Genomic DNA, 15,192 nt, shown 5'->3' with positions numbered 1-15,192 from the left:
ATCTGTTTCTTAACAAATGAAAGCCTTAACTGTAGCGATAATCTTGAAGCACGTTACTCTTGGCTGCACTTAATTCGGCGCGGCTTTCAAACTGTAAATTTTTGTCCCTGGGGAGCACGGTAATTCGAAACGAATGCTGCTGAAATCATTCATTTTCGCAACTCGTACCGTGTGAAGAATTGATCCGTTGACTGACAGGCTAAATACATCTCCATCACGTTCGAGTCTGTATTTAGCGGCAGCACCCGTATGAACTACTGGGGAAACTTGTTTTTGACCGCTTTCTCCAATGGAAACAAACAGAAAATCGTGCCCACCTCCGGTGTGCCACGACTGTATGGTAATATCTTTCCCGGACTTGCCTTGAAAAATGACATTCATCTTTGTTAGGTTGGTGCCGTTGGATGCTTCCCACTCCGCAAAAAAGTTCGTAACCGTTCACTTATGTTGTTGCAAGTTTCGGTGCAGGTTTGCCTTTCCGGTGTGCGTTGATCGCTTCTTCCAGATAATCTAATACGTTTCTCCCCTGTAGTTTCAATGTTTCACATACCGTCAGGATTCGCTCTGCGAACCGACAGCCACGAGCACTTTGAGAACCAAAGCTGCGTCGACGCCACAACACCGCTCGACGTTGTACACGCTCCGCATCATTATTCGTTGGCGGAACGTGCTCATGGTCGACAAACAGCCATAAACGCATCTCTACTTTGGCCACCCGCTCGCAAAACCGCGCAAGTTTTTTGTCTTTGCTACCCTGCCCCTGTTTCAGCAGTGTGCGCGCGTTCCTGCAACGGTTTCATCCGCTGTTGCAATGTTTGGCGAGTTATCTGATGATCTCTCGTAAAAATATGCCATAGCTCAAATATTTCCTTGTGTAATTCAAGCCAGTGATCCACGAGTTTTGTCGCTCGCTTACTTCGTTTGGACAATGCCTCCCAGTTGCGTTTCAAATGTGCCCAACATAATTGATGGCTATCTTCAGGAAGGTTCTTCACATATACCTTCCAGCGATCCGTACTGACAAATCCAGGGAGTGCTTCACCCATAAACGCTTTCAATGCATCAATATTGCGACGTGCATGAATGAGAAATACTACGATATGAATCTTTGCCGCAATCGCTGTCCATAACCAGCGTTTGTGGCCCGCCTCTTTCCAGCCCGTTTCATCAAACCCCTTTACATCAGCGTTTTTAACTTTCTCACGAGCTTCCTCATAAGGTGCGTCCAATGCCGGAATTGCCTCGGCTTCCAGATTGCTGATGGTTCCCAAGGATATGTCTATGCCAAAAATCGTTTTGCAAGTTCGTTCGATTGACCGTTTACTCAATCCATCCTGACCCACCATACATAGCAGAGCAGCTGTCAATCGAGGACCGGTGCAATGGTTGCGGTACTCGGCAGGAATGGTCATCGCCGTTGTGTGTCCACAATCAGCACATTTCCGGGAATGACCTTCATATTGTGTTACGATTAAAGGCTGCTGTGGCAGTTCAACTTGCTGATGAATCCTGGGTTCAGGTAGATTCGGACAGCCAACAAGTGATTTGTGGCAGCGAGAACAGGTTTCTGGCACGAACTTGATAAAGGAGTCCACACTTTCAGGAGGCAAGGTTTTTCGCAGATTTGCCTTGTGACCATGTTGTGCCCCGCGTTTGCGACCAGTCGGCTTTTGGGAAGCTAATTTTTCTTTTTCTGCAGGTTCTTGCTTGTTAGGCGGTTTCAGCTTGTCTTCCAGATCACGAATGCGAGCTTCCAGCGCCAGTATTGTCTTTTGTTGTTGCTGAATTATTTGTTGCTGATCCATCAGCTGTTGTTGCAGCAAATGAACCTGCTTGAGCAATTGCTGGCACCCAGGACATTCGGAATTGAACGACTCGATTTCCATCACCGGATTATAGAAAATGGCTGAAATTTGCGAAAGGCCAATTCCCGAACCGGTGAACGGTTACCGAAAACTTAATTAAGAGTTTATGTTGAGTTGGCCAGTTTTCAATCTCTTAGACTCGCATTTCAAGCTTCCTACTTCAGATTTTCCAGCAATTGCATCAATTTCTGGGCTTGTTCGGCAGATTCCACTGCTTTTTTGGGCACGCGGGCGTGTTTGGTGGGGTCGTATCGCTCAAAAGTTCCTTCAAACACTCTGCTGGCCTGCAGTGCGGCATAAATCATTAAACCTTCTTCACCCATCAGTGCGAACAGATTGGTGGGCAGGCCATATACCAGACATTTCATGTCTGAGATAACCATTGTGTTATCAAAGTACCGTGAGCGGTGGCTGAAAGGCAAATCCAGCGCCACATCGTTGAAAAAAGGCTCCACCAGCTTCAGTGCGTCCTTAAACTTCGAAAATTCCAGCAGAGCCGGGTGTGGGGGCAATTGCAGGTCAACAATTTCGGTCTTGGTGATGACGCCGTACACCACACCCTGTTGAGAAGCGCTGTTTTCCCCGACCAGGTTCACATCAAGCACTCCACCACCAATTTCGGCAAAAATGTTCGCTTTGAAGTTGTTTTCCTTGTATGCGATTGTTACTGTCACTTGACCATACTCTTTGAAATCGAACTTTTTCACCCAAGTTTTTCGATATTCTGTAAGTTCCGGTGCAATCGGATAACTTCGATCAACAATTGGGATCGTTGGTGACAGTTGCCGGGGGTTTGGCTGCACCATTGGCAATTCAATTCTCAACGGAGGTAGGCGATTCGGTACTGCAACTTCAGGTGGATTTGGCAGATCTGCAGAAAATCTTCGTGCCGGTGCCGTTTTTGACCCACCTTGGCGGGTAATTGCCATTGTGGCCGTTTTCGGAGGTGCAGCAACTGCCACTTCTGGTTCGGGTGCAGGGGCTGTTGAGCGGTAGAAAAGCACTGCAGTGGTAAGGCACCCCACGCTGAAAGCCACCAGTACGGTGGCAAGCATTTTCGTTTTCATGAAAATCATCCTGAAATTTGCCCGCCAGTGGGCTGATTTTTCTGGCGATACTATTCGAATCGATCTGAAAATTTTGGTCAATACCAGTTTCCGGCTCGCGGTAATCTGAATAAAGTGGCAGTTTTCTGTTTGGGCTGGCGCACAAGTTGGTGTTATCAATTTGGCCAGTTTTGGATTATTTTGCGAAAGGTTGGTAACATTCTGTGCCATATGATACTGTTGACTTAACGGAACACGGAATCAATCATGGTGCAGGTTCACCCCACGTCCGAACAATTGGAAGCCTTTCTTTTAGGAAAGCTAGGTGCGGGTGAGCAACAGGAACTCGAAGCACATATCGAATCGTGCGAGCAGTGCTGCGATTATCTGAAATCAGTAGATAACGACACGTTTATTGACCGTACGCGGGAAGCCCACGATTCGGTGGTGGATGAAAATACTCCCCTGGCCACGCCGCTGATTGGTGCGACTGATATTCCTGAAGAACTGGCGAATCACGCACGGTACCGGATTATCAAGCAGATTGGAGCAGGTGGTATGGGGCGGGTTTTTCAGGCAGAACACCGCCTGATGGAACGTGCGGTCGCCCTCAAAGTAATCAATCAGCGTTATTTGGCCGACCAGCAGGCAATTGAGCGTTTTCATCGCGAGGTGCGAACGGCAGCCCGCCTGAATCATCCCAATATTGTGGCTGCGTTTGATGCAGAACAGGCAGGAAATCTCAATTTTCTGGTGATGGAATACATTTCCGGACTGAGTTTAGCCCAATTGGTGCAGCTGAAAGGACCACTTTCTGTGGGCTATGCCGCGAATTTTATTGCTCAGGCGGCGAAAGGTTTGCAGCACGCCCACGATAAGGGGATGGTGCACCGCGATATCAAACCACAGAATCTGATGGTGACCAGAACCGGCCTGGTAAAGATACTGGACTTTGGCCTGGCACGCATTGGCGAAGACCACACGCTTGTGGAACCAGTAACACAACAGAATACTGTTGTGGGCACGCCCGATTACCTGGCACCCGAGCAGGCAAAAGATTCCCGCAGTGTCGATGCACGTGCGGATATTTACGCGTTAGGATGCACACTCTATTTTCTGTTGACTGGCAAACCGCCTTTTCCCGAAGGCAGTGCTATCGAAAAACTGTTCCAGCATGTGGAATGTGAACCCGCACCGATCAGCGATTTTCGCAGTGATGTGCCACCTGAAATGCTGGGAATTCTGAACAAAATGATGGCCAAGTTACCTGCCCAGCGTTTTCAGAGACCCGTAGAAATCGCAGAAGCATTGCTACCATTGATGAGCAATTCTTCATCTTTGGCATTAGGCTTGAAGAAGAAACTGCCTGCTCGCTCTGAAAAAAGTAAATCAGTGCCCCCACCGTTACCAGAAAGTCGAGAAGACCGCACACAACTCGTAGAACGTGGGTCGTCATCGAAATCAGATGTGCAGACAACACGCATCGACACGAAGCCCAATACCAACTTCGAGTGGGATTCGCCCAGCACCCAGCGTAAAAAACCGGCACCAGCGAAAAGTCGCAAGTCGATGCCAAAAAAGAAGTTACGTCGTAAACCGTGGCTGATTGCTATTCCATTGGTGGTATTGCTACTTACCGCCCTGGGGATTTACCTTGCCACTCGTTCCGGTTCAGAAAATAATGACAATCAGGCAAGCGTTGGATCAAATAAACCTGTTTTCCCCACGAAGAATATTCAGCCGGTGCTTTTTGTGCTGCCTTCCAGCAATTTGTGGAACCCCGATTTCGAACCGGTGCGGGATTATTTGAAAGAACGTGGCATTCCCGGGGTGGTGGTCAGCCCCCACGGGTATTCGGATAGCCATTGGTCACTCTATCAACAGGGTAAAGGACGTAAGATCTTTACTGATAAGAAGTTAAGTGATATCAAGTCGGCGGACGGCTATTCCGCAATTGTATTTGTGGGAGAGAATGTCAGTGAGTTTCTGCCCGAAGCAGAACATTACGATCACTTGAAGCAGTTAACGCTGCAATTTGTGAAAAAACAAAAAATTGTTGCAGCACTGTGCGTGGGGCAGAAGATCCCACTGAGCATGGGGCTTTTGGATGGCCGCATGGTGGCAAAGAATAACGATGTGTACGAATATCTGCCAAACCGACCGGTTACGTACAAAAACGCACCAGTCTGGCAGGATGGGAACATTATTACCGGTTCCCACCCAGACCATGCCAAAGAATTTGCAGAAAAATTATGTCTACAACTCAATGATTAAGTGCTTATAAAAATGTTTGAACATTTCGAGGCACTGCGATGGAAAGCACTCAGGACAGCACCACTAATGGCTCGTACACTTCGTTCGACTCTGTAAAAGAGCTGAATATGGCGATTTTTGTCGATTTTGAATCAATCAATGCTAACCGCTTACGTGCGTGGTTGAACCAGTTTCGGCTGGAAGGCCGGGTGTGCATCTGTCGGGCCTATGCCGACTGGACCACCCACCCACACGAGACCGTTCAGAAATTGATGAAAATGTCGATCGACCTGGTTCAGGTAAACAACTACGTTGACCGAGGGAAAAACGGTGTCGATATTCGGCTGGCCGTTGATGCGATGGAAATTGTTTTTTCTAATCGGCGGATCGACAAATTCATCTTTGTGGCCAGCGACAGCGACTACATTGCCCTGGTGGTCAAGCTGAAGGAATACAACAAAGTGGTGCATATGGTTGGTAACAAGAAGAGTACCAGCCAGTCTCTTATTGGTTATTGCGATCAATTCGATTACCTCTCCGACATTGAAAAAGAGCCCCAGCGTGGCACCGACAATCGGGTGGAGAACATTCAGGATAAATCGGAAGCGTTTGAATTGATGGATGAGGCTTTGCAGTTATTGAGCCTGAATAAACCAGGTCAGGAATATCGCGATTCCAGCATCAATGACACAATGATCCGCTTAAACCCATCCTTTGATTACCGCCGGATTGGTTACAAAACACTGCGGGATTTTCTGACCGATGCGGAGGCAATGGAAAGGATTGTTTATGTTGAAGGAGACGACAAAAAGGGCTACGTCCGATTGTACAACGACAAATCAAAAGTGCCTGCATCCGCACCGAGTCGCCCGGAAGCCCCACCTGCACAGATCAATCCGCAATATACCCGCGAAGTTCTGATGCTCTTCAAATCGATTACTGAAAACCCACCGCGGGATGCAGTGGCGTATTCTGAATTGATCCAGTATGGTGGGATGTATTTGAAAGACGCCCCACCGCAGCAACTGCGAAATACGATCAAGGCGATGATCGCCAATCGGATGTTGCTAGAGTTCTATCACCCTGATAAGGAATCCCACCTGCTGATTCGTTTGAGCGATGAGGCAGCCGCACGTATTAGGGCATTTACCATTGCCGATTACCCACAATGGTACTGGACTTTACGATACGCCAAGATGATGGCGACTTCGCGAATTCCGACAAATATGGGCCATACAGTGAATTGCTGGAAGCACTGTCGAGAGATGCAGCAGAACCCTGCTGCCACCGGCAGAAGCCTGCAGGATTTCCTTAACTATGTGGTTTCCCTGGGGTACATTCGGGAAGATCGTATCCGCGAGCACTTTGATATTATGATCCGCTCCGGAATCCTGGTGCTTGATGACCAGCACCAGGTCAGCATCCCACTGGAAAACGAACAGGATGTCTGGAAGCAACTGGCATCGTGGATGCTGGAAACACTGGCAAAAGATCAGGATGTCCAGCGCGATCCGAAAGCCTTAAGAGAAGTAGTGCTGAATATCCGCGACCTCTCCGATGGCAGCCGGGAAATGATCGACAAAGTATTTGCAGAACTCGAAAAACAATAAATAACGGCGATTCAGAAAAAATAACGATACTGCTCACGAAGAGAAGAATCTGTCCCAGCCATTTGTGCGTTGCAAGTAAATCCCAAGTGCAATAAATGGCATCAGATAACCAATCAGCAATGAGATTCCAACACTCTGCTTCCCAAAAAGTAGCCACCCGATAAACATCGTGCCGAACAGGCTTGAAACGAAAATCAAGGCGAACATTGCGGCTTGGAAAATGTTTGATCGTTTCGTGGGTGATTGATCGTGGTGCGAATGTCGCTTCTGATTTGCACTGAAGGCAATCCAGATGTAAACGAAAATACTCAGCAAAATGCCATAGCTGGCACCGAGAGCAATATCGCTGATCATTCGCCTGGTCACAGTTTCCTAGATGAACTTGGTAACGCCTGGGATAGCAGGTGGGGCGTATTCCAGTTCTGCCCAATCGTAGGACTTCGGCGACAGATCTTCTTTCGAATTCATCGCCATGTCCCACGTGATCCGTTGGCCGGTATAGGTAGCCATCCGCCCCATGATTGACATCAGCGTGCTGCGGGCACCTTCTTCACCATTGTTAATTGGTTTGCCTGCACGGATCGATTCAAAGAACTCCAGGTGTTCCTGATCATACATCGAAGGTGCGTCACCATCCCAGTTCCATTTCTTCGGCCCGAAGATGGTGTGCGTCATCAGTTGGGCGGAACCATTGCTGCCAAAAACATGGTCCTGAACACTTGACGGGGTTCCGTTCATCTGCCGACAGACCGAGAACACCTTCACTCCGCTCTTGTATTCATAAACAACACTGTGGTGGTCGAAAATATTGCCATACTTGGGATCGGTTCGTTTCTGTCGCCCACCAACGCCGGTGCAGGCGATTGGCATTTCACCTTTCAACACCCAGGTGGCTTTGTCGTGGTTGTGGCAGTGCTGTTCGACAATATGGTCGCCGGACAGCCAGTTAAAGTAATACCAGTTCAGCATCTGGTATTCCATGGTATTGAACTTTGCCTGAGTGGGGCGATACCACAGTTCGCCCGTGTTGAACGACACATGCAGTGCCAGCACATCGCCAATAGCACCATCGTGGATACGTTTGATGGTTTCCCGTTTGGCGAGGTCCCAGCGGTAGCAGAAGCCCACCAGCAGACCGAGATTTTTTTCTTTTGCCTTCTTGGCAGTGGCAATCACACTTCGCACACCTGGGGCATCAACTGCCAGTGGTTTTTCTGCAAAAACGTGTTTGCCCGCTTCGACCGCGGCTGCCAGGTGCATCGGGCGGAAATGAGGTGTAGTGGTTAACAGCACCACATCGGAAGCTTCAATTACTTTCTTGTAGGCATCCATCCCAATGAACTGCATTTCCTTGGGAACCTGAATCTGATCCTTCACGCGGGAACGCTTTAAGGTTTCCAGCGACCCGGTCAACTTTTCCGGGAATACATCCCCCATCGCAACTAGTTTCGCATAAGGTTCTGCTTTCAGTGCGTTTGCAGCAGCACCGGTGCCACGGCCACCACACCCGATCAGGCCCACTTTCACTTCGTTGCGTTCTGCGGCGTAAACACCACCTTGATCCAGTGCCAGTGCGGCACCAGCCAGTGTGCTGGTCGCCAGAAAGTTACGACGATTTTGATTCGTTTCCAAGAGAAGATCTCCGTTAAGGGTTTTTCATCAGGTGGGTTTCAGGACATTCGTTATTTTGACAACTTTTGGGCAATTGTCACACAAATAGTGGGAAGGATTTCTCGAATGACTTACCGTTGAACGCACCGAAGTATCAAGAAAATCCTGTTAAGAGACGATTTTCCGGCTGTTCTTATTTCATACCCAGCCAATTTTTTGACAGCCAATAGCAGGCGAATGACGCCAGCATCAGAGTTGCTGCTTCTGCTGCAAGCCAGTTCCACCAGACCAGTGGGGTGCCATCGGCGATCATCACAATCCCAGCGATAAAGCCACCAATGGTCAGCAGGGCAACCAGAATTACAAAGGCTCCACCCGACAGGGAGTTGTTGCCACCTGATAGTGCAAAAATACTGAACATGCCTGCTACAGAATAGGACAAGGCACCGATCAGGATTCTTCCAGCGAGGCCAGCATAATAGCCAAAAAGTGGCACGAGAATACCTGCAAGCAGGGCACCCACGACCGTCCAGAAGATTGCCGTTTGGTGCAGTGCAACCAGTTGTGAGTCTGCTTTCTTGTCCATATTTCCATAATTCTCACCACATATTCTGTGATTCTATTTCATTTCAGGATGGCATCATAAACTCTCCGCAAATATAAACACCCACCAGAAGTGGAATTATTTTCACTTATACTTTAACAATTTGTCCAGTGGTTTGTTGGCGGTTTTTTCCTTTTTTGAAAAAAAATTGCACCTGTTTGTGAAAGTGGTTTGAAATCAAGAACTTACGGAGAGATTGTTAATTGATGAGATTAATTCATGAAAGCTCGGCAAAATCTGACTGTACCTCGGTCATTTTCTGATATCGGTGCTGGCAATCGCGTTCGAAACATTTATGGATGACCTGTTGAACAACAGCTGGCATCGAGTCCGGAAATGCTGGGAAATAGTCGCTGCAAATCAATTGGCGCAGTTTTGGCACACTCTTTTCCTGAAATGGCCGTTCGCCAGCAAACATTTCAAACAAGATCACCCCCACTGCCCAGATATCTGTCTGTTCGGAACGTTGGCCCGCCCAGGCTTCTGGTGCCATATAAGCGGGGGTGCCTGCAACGCTGTATGATTGATCAATGCTGGCAAGCACCCGTGCCAGACCAAAATCGGCGATCTTGGGGATGTTACCCTGGATCAGAATGTTGTTTGGCTTCAGATCCCGATGCACCAACCCACATTCGTGCAGGTGGGCCAGGCCGGCAATGATCCCTTTCCCCCATGTGTGCAACTGTTGTGCAGTACTTTTTGATTGCTGGTGCGTTGCCAGCCATTCTGCCAGAGAGCCATTCGCGGCGTATTCACTGACAATCACCACATGACCACCAAATCGGTCTGCTTCAATCACTGGCACGATATTGGGGTGGCCGGAAACCATCGACCACACCAACGCTTCGTGGCGGATTGCGTCCAGGTTTAATTCAGGTGAATTAGGAAACTTTAACGCAAATTGCGTAGTGAGAAATGCGGTGCGTTTTTCCGCCAACCAAACCGTTCCATAAGTGCCCGATCCAAGCAGTTTCACCAACGTATAAGGCCCAACCACCGCATTGGGTGCCAGTGCCACGGGTGTGGACAATGTCTGCGTGTGGGATGTTGTCAGTGGCTCCGGCTTCACCACAGGCGGTTTGTCCTGCCATGGTTCGAAAAGGTTGGCACCGTGGTCGCGAAATAATTTCAGCACCCGATCAATCGATTTGATTTCATAAATTTTGATGGGGCACACGCGATCCACGTGTTGCAACATAAATGGCAGGTGTTTCCGATCAAAAACAAAATACACTGCTTTCTTTTCCTGGGCAATGGCCATCCCCGCTTCAACCAGCACACTCGAAACTATTCGGGATGGATAAAAAAGTAGAAAGTAACGGGAATTGTTGAGTGCTTCACGATCCTGAATGAATGAAAAATCGGGCTCGTCGAAGCTGTCTTTGCTGTCAACATTGTCTCCAGCAAAGTACACTGTTAAGCCACATTCTTCCTGCAGGCATTGCTTGATGGCAAGTGCCTGAGACCGCACATCCTGATACTGGGCCTGGCTGCGAACACTTGCCATTGGGCAAGAGAGAAAAACATCGTATTTGTTCACCAGGCACCGTGGGGGATGGAAATTGTCGGCTTACTTGCGAGTCAAATTAATCTGATCACGCAGGTACTTCAAGCCCAGGTCCAATTGCTTATCTTCAAACTTCTCGGTGGGTTCTTTCGCTGGCAGATCACGACGAGGAATAATACCCCAATCGTTTAAACGTTCGTACAGTTTATCACTTTCTGCACGTTCCAGTTTCAGTTCGTAACCTTTGTCTGGCATCACGCCCCATACATCTTCTGGCTTGCCTGGTGTGCTGGCTTTGTTCAGGTTCCGAGCACTTGGCGGCCAGAAAGTTGCCGTCGTAATCTTGATCCGGCCATCGGTTAAAGCAAATCGTTCCACGTTCTGCACGCTGCCTTTGCCAAAGCTTCGTTCTCCAACAATTATTGCACGGTTGTGGTCTTGCAGGCAGGCAGAAAGAATTTCGCTACCACTGGCAGATCCACCGTTAATCAGACAGACCATCGGGAAGTCGAGGAAGCTGCCACGTGATTGGCCACGGATCACACGTTGGCCCACCAGCGAGTTGCGTGGGCGAACAGAAACAATCACCCCATCATCGATGAACATATCACAGATATCGACAGCAGTGCTGAGGTAACCACCTGGATTAAATCGCAGATCCAGTACCACCCCTTTCACGCCTTGTTCCTGCATGGCGGTTAATGCTTTACGCATTTCCACACCACTGGTGGCCGAGAACTGGGTAAGGTGCACGTAGCCAATTTTCTTCTCTTCATCAATGAAGTAATTCCACGAATCGTCCTTATTCCGCTTGTAGCCATAGACTGATTCTGATTCCACCAGTCCACGCACAATTTCAATAATTACCGGTTCCTTGCTGCCTTCGCGGTCAATCTTCAGCTTGACGCGGGTGCCTGGTTCGCCCAGGATCAGTTTCACAGCATCGGTAACATCCAGCCCTTTGGTGCTGTGCACTTTGGGCTCATCAAGCTTTTTGCCTTTGGGATCTTCTTCCCAGATCACTTCGGTCACCAGGTCGCCAGTTTTGATCCCAGCACGGTAAGCGGGACTGCCACGGATCGGTGTGACAACCAGCAGGCCATCGCGGGCAATATCGCGACGAATCTGCACGCCAATTCCAGTGAATCGGCCCATTTCGCGATCCATATCCTGCGATTTTTCCTGGTTGAAATACACGGTGTAATCATCCACGTATTTTCGCATACCCAGGTTGAAGGCAATTTCCACATCCAGATTGTCAGCAAGGTCTTCCCGCTTGCCCAATGCTTTGCGAGCATCGGCCAAAAGATCAACCAGGTCGTCGTATTCCAGGTCTGCCGATTTATCCAGGCGGGCACGAAGTTGCTCGCTGATCGGCACTTCCATCCGCTCGAACATCCCTTCGATGCCGTCTTTCACCATCGCTGGCATTTCCAGCGGCTTAATGTAATTCGCTTTAACGAATCGCAACCCTTCGCTGACTTTTCTTGCGAATAGTTGGGCATCCTCATCGCTGATCTTCATCCCTTCAATGATCCGGGTGCGGCCAGCCAGCAACTCTTCTTTGGTAATTTTGCCATCAATGAACTGCTGATAGACTTTTCGCAAATCCTGTAAAGCCAGCAGTCGCGGCATCCGATCCAGCACCGATTGTCCATCAATTGCCACTTCCTTGCTGAATTCGCCTTTCATTTTTGCAAACTTGGCAAGGCGTTCTTCGGCAACTTTGGCTGGTTCGGGATTGCGGGTTAAAGTCAGGTGCAATGGTTTGCCGGAATAACTAACACGCTGATTGCGTTCTTCCGCGGTGTTTGCCACTTTGCGAATGTAATCGAGCAGTTTTTTGTTGTAAAACGTGGTCAGTTCGTCTGTGGTTACCTGACCATCTGCCTCAAAACCATCGGTATCCGCTTCACCTTTCAATGCATCCAGGGTGGCAGCGGTAAACAGGCCATGTTTTTCAATTACCAGCACCGGCTGCAAGCCACTTTGGGCAAGATAGATCCCCCGCCCGGAAGCTGGTTTGCCACTTTCATCGTCTTCAGGAATTGCCATTGCCACGCGGACAAAATCAAAGATACGTGGGGCAACCACTGCTTCTTTGGAATCAAAGCCTTTCAGGTTGAAATCAATGAAAAAACAGACTTTCTCTGATTTGAGATCTTTGATTTTTGCTTCGATATCGGCAGGAAACAGTGCGTTCTTTGCACGCTCTTTGAAGTTGGAATCTGCTGCGAAGACGCACGGTTTGCCACTGAAGCCTGCACCCTGCATCACCATATAGATCAGCACGGTGTCTTCTTTTTTGGCTTTCGCTGTAATTGCTTCAAACGCTGCCAGAATATTGGCTTTCGTAGCAGTTTTTGCTGCGTTGTTCAATTTGGTGTCAGCAAGCAATAAGGTGGCTTTATCTGCAGAAACACGACCACGTGCCGGATCGACCAATACATCGTAAATGGCACTGGCATCAGCATCTGCGGTAGCACGGGCTTTAATCTGTGGGTCAGTGAATTTACCCGCCCCCACGATCAGGGCGTAGGTTGTTTTCTCGTCCGCTTGAAGACCATATCCGGAAAACATCGTCAGGAGCACCAGAAATGCTCCCAGAATTCGACACCGGGTCATTATTGTAATCCTTTGTTAAGTACAATCACTTCGCCTAAAACCTGTAGTTCCGACGAAGCATTGTACCAGTTTACCAAACTCCACAAAAACTTCATAGTACTCTATTTTACGTATTTACAAAGACGAATTGTCAAGCGTTATTGAACAGCCAGCTCTTTTAAAACAGCAATTCCTCTGGACAATGTTTCATCGTCTGCGGCAAAACGGACCCGAAGGTGTGACGACGGGAACATAATTTTCGCCACTTTCACAAGAGTTTTTACAAATATATTTCATTTCACTTATAAATTCATGTACATTAGCATGTGTATTTTCGCTAGCAGTATACAAAATTATTGTGCTTTGAAAATAGTTTTTCCCTCTTTGATGGTTTCGAGAACCTTGAGTTCACTGAGGTAAAGAATCGGTACTTTATGAGGGTTTTTATCCAGGATCACAAAATCTGCCAACTTTCCTACTTCGATTGACCCTCGATTCGCTTCCTCAAAATGATGGTAAGCTGCCCACAGTGTAAGAGATTTCAGGGCATTTTCTACTGAGATACACTGACTTGCTCCCAGAATATCTCCACTTCGAGTGCGTCGGGTGACTACCGATGACAAGATTCTAATCGCGTTCGGTAATGCGACGGGCGCATCGTGATGTTGGGAGAAAATCATGCCTCTCTTCAAGGCGGATCGTGCTGGGCTGATCCGTTCTGCACGTTCTGCACCCAGCACAGAATCGCGATGCCAGTCGCCCCAATAAAAGCAATGCATCCCAAACAAGGATGGAATAATTCCCAACTCTTTCATCAGATCCAACTGATCTTCACGCACTGTCTGGCAATGAATCATCACATCGCGTCTTTTTTTCCAGTCTGGGAATTTTTTCTGTGCATCTTTTACTGCTCCCAACATCATGTCGGCGGCGGCATCCCCATTACAATGGACCAGAAACTGCCAGCCTTTCTGATAACAAAGCGAAATCTTTTTATTTGCTTCTTCCACTGGCATTGCAGGATAGCCTCGATAATTCGATGGCTTTCCGTGGGGTGGGATCAGATATGGCTGTGACAAATAAGCTGTCTTTCCTTGTGGAGAACCATCCAGGCTGAGTTTGACACCTCCAATCCTATACCCGTTGATGAGTTTGGATGTATGCCATTTGCTGTCTATACCGAAAGGACTATCTGTAAAAGACAGGTCAGGGTAACTGATGACATCGATGAGCATGTTTTTACCTTCTGCTAACCGAATCCAGGATTTGTCGATCGACTCCATTGATCGCCCTTCCTGTGCCATCGTGTATCCGTTAGCAGCATAAATTTTCATCCCGGCAACAGCAATTGCGTCAGACTCTTTGTCCCCGATACGTGGCATCAGTTTTAATAGCGCTGCCATAAATGCAGTTTCTTCCAACACCCCATCGGGTGTTTCCCCATCTTTTTCCCGGCGAATGATCCCACCAGTGGGATTTTTTGACGTTTTGGTGATTTCAGCCAGTTGCAGTGCTTTGGTATTCAGTGCACAAAGATGGCCAGATTGGTGGATCGCGATCACAGGGAGTTCTGTGGAGACAGCATCAAGATCTTGTCTTGTGGGATGTCGTTGTTCCTTAAGTTGAGCATCATCGTATCCGAAACCAACAATCAACTTGTATTTTTTAGACGTTTCTGTTGAAGACCACTTTTTTAACTCATCTTGAAGTTTACGAATGTCCCTGATGGTGTGGTCGGGTGGGGCAAGAAGATTTGCACACACTGCCTGAATGCCTGTGTTATAACAATGCCCGTGTCCATCCACAAAGCCTGGTAACATACAATGGCCTTGTAAATCGATCATGGCCGTCTTTTCACCTTTGTGCTTCACAACATCGGCAAATTTCCCAACTTCAACGATTCTACCATTCCGAATCGCAACGGCTTCCGTGCTTGGGTTTCTATCGTCAATTGTTAGAACTTCGCCACCATGATAGATGACTTCGGCTGGTTCGTTGCCCAAACCAGCGCGAATACCGCAAACCAGTAGCAAAAATGTGATAAACAGATGTATTCGCTTCACGTCATATACCTCCGATGAAATTCCTGTCA

The 15,192-nt window shown here is 48.2% G+C and carries 11 protein-coding genes; 2 read left to right on the top strand and 9 right to left on the bottom strand.

What is annotated here, in order from left to right; genetic code table 11:
* Nucleotides 1–442: 442 nt before the first annotated feature.
* The 3 genes from R3B84_21350 to R3B84_21340 form a co-directional block, all read right to left on the bottom strand.
* Nucleotides 443–715 (bottom strand): transposase, encoded by a 273-nt coding sequence (locus R3B84_21350; GenBank protein MEZ6143118.1) that lies wholly within the window; start codon nucleotides 713–715, stop codon nucleotides 443–445.
* Nucleotides 716–749: 34 nt separating this feature from the next.
* Nucleotides 750–1,886 carry a transposase gene (locus R3B84_21345; protein MEZ6143117.1) on the bottom strand — a complete coding sequence of 379 codons (1,137 nt, stop codon included), beginning with the start codon at nucleotides 1,884–1,886 and terminating at the stop codon, nucleotides 750–752.
* Between the two features lie 134 nt (nucleotides 1,887–2,020).
* Nucleotides 2,021–2,932, bottom strand: coding sequence for a hypothetical protein (locus R3B84_21340; GenBank protein ID MEZ6143116.1), 912 nt, complete (start codon nucleotides 2,930–2,932; stop codon nucleotides 2,021–2,023).
* A 246-nt stretch (nucleotides 2,933–3,178) separates the two neighbouring features.
* On the opposite strand from R3B84_21340, the gene R3B84_21335 reads away from it, so the two are divergent.
* Nucleotides 3,179–5,185, top strand: a complete 2,007-nt coding sequence (locus R3B84_21335; protein MEZ6143115.1) for a protein kinase — start codon at nucleotides 3,179–3,181, stop codon at nucleotides 5,183–5,185.
* A gap of 38 nt (nucleotides 5,186–5,223) precedes the next feature.
* Nucleotides 5,224–6,774, top strand: a complete 1,551-nt coding sequence (locus R3B84_21330; protein ID MEZ6143114.1) for an NYN domain-containing protein — start codon at nucleotides 5,224–5,226, stop codon at nucleotides 6,772–6,774.
* Between the two features lie 33 nt (nucleotides 6,775–6,807).
* Here R3B84_21330 and R3B84_21325 read toward each other — a convergent pair whose 3' ends face one another.
* The 6 genes from R3B84_21325 to R3B84_21300 form a co-directional block, all read right to left on the bottom strand.
* Nucleotides 6,808–7,128: a hypothetical protein gene (locus tag R3B84_21325; GenBank protein MEZ6143113.1), complete on the bottom strand. Its 321-nt coding sequence runs from the start codon at nucleotides 7,126–7,128 to the stop codon at nucleotides 6,808–6,810.
* Between the two features lie 18 nt (nucleotides 7,129–7,146).
* Nucleotides 7,147–8,406: a Gfo/Idh/MocA family oxidoreductase gene (locus R3B84_21320; protein MEZ6143112.1), complete on the bottom strand. Its 1,260-nt coding sequence runs from the start codon at nucleotides 8,404–8,406 to the stop codon at nucleotides 7,147–7,149.
* Between the two features lie 172 nt (nucleotides 8,407–8,578).
* Nucleotides 8,579–8,971: a hypothetical protein gene (locus tag R3B84_21315; GenBank protein MEZ6143111.1), complete on the bottom strand. Its 393-nt coding sequence runs from the start codon at nucleotides 8,969–8,971 to the stop codon at nucleotides 8,579–8,581.
* 235 nt (nucleotides 8,972–9,206) lie between these two features.
* The gene (locus R3B84_21310; protein MEZ6143110.1) at nucleotides 9,207–10,529 is read right to left on the bottom strand and encodes a serine/threonine-protein kinase; all 1,323 of its coding nucleotides are present in this window, start codon (nucleotides 10,527–10,529) and stop codon (nucleotides 9,207–9,209) included.
* A 30-nt stretch (nucleotides 10,530–10,559) separates the two neighbouring features.
* Nucleotides 10,560–13,121: a S41 family peptidase gene (locus R3B84_21305; protein ID MEZ6143109.1), complete on the bottom strand. Its 2,562-nt coding sequence runs from the start codon at nucleotides 13,119–13,121 to the stop codon at nucleotides 10,560–10,562.
* Between the two features lie 332 nt (nucleotides 13,122–13,453).
* Nucleotides 13,454–15,163: an amidohydrolase gene (locus R3B84_21300; protein ID MEZ6143108.1), complete on the bottom strand. Its 1,710-nt coding sequence runs from the start codon at nucleotides 15,161–15,163 to the stop codon at nucleotides 13,454–13,456.
* Between the last annotated feature and the right edge of the window lie 29 nt (nucleotides 15,164–15,192).

Source organism: Zavarzinella sp. (assembly GCA_041399155.1).
Taxonomy (GTDB): Bacteria; Planctomycetota; Planctomycetia; order Gemmatales; family Gemmataceae; genus JAWKTI01.
The sequence above is the reverse complement of the archived record's forward strand: the minus strand, read 5'-3'. Positions and strand labels throughout refer to the sequence as shown.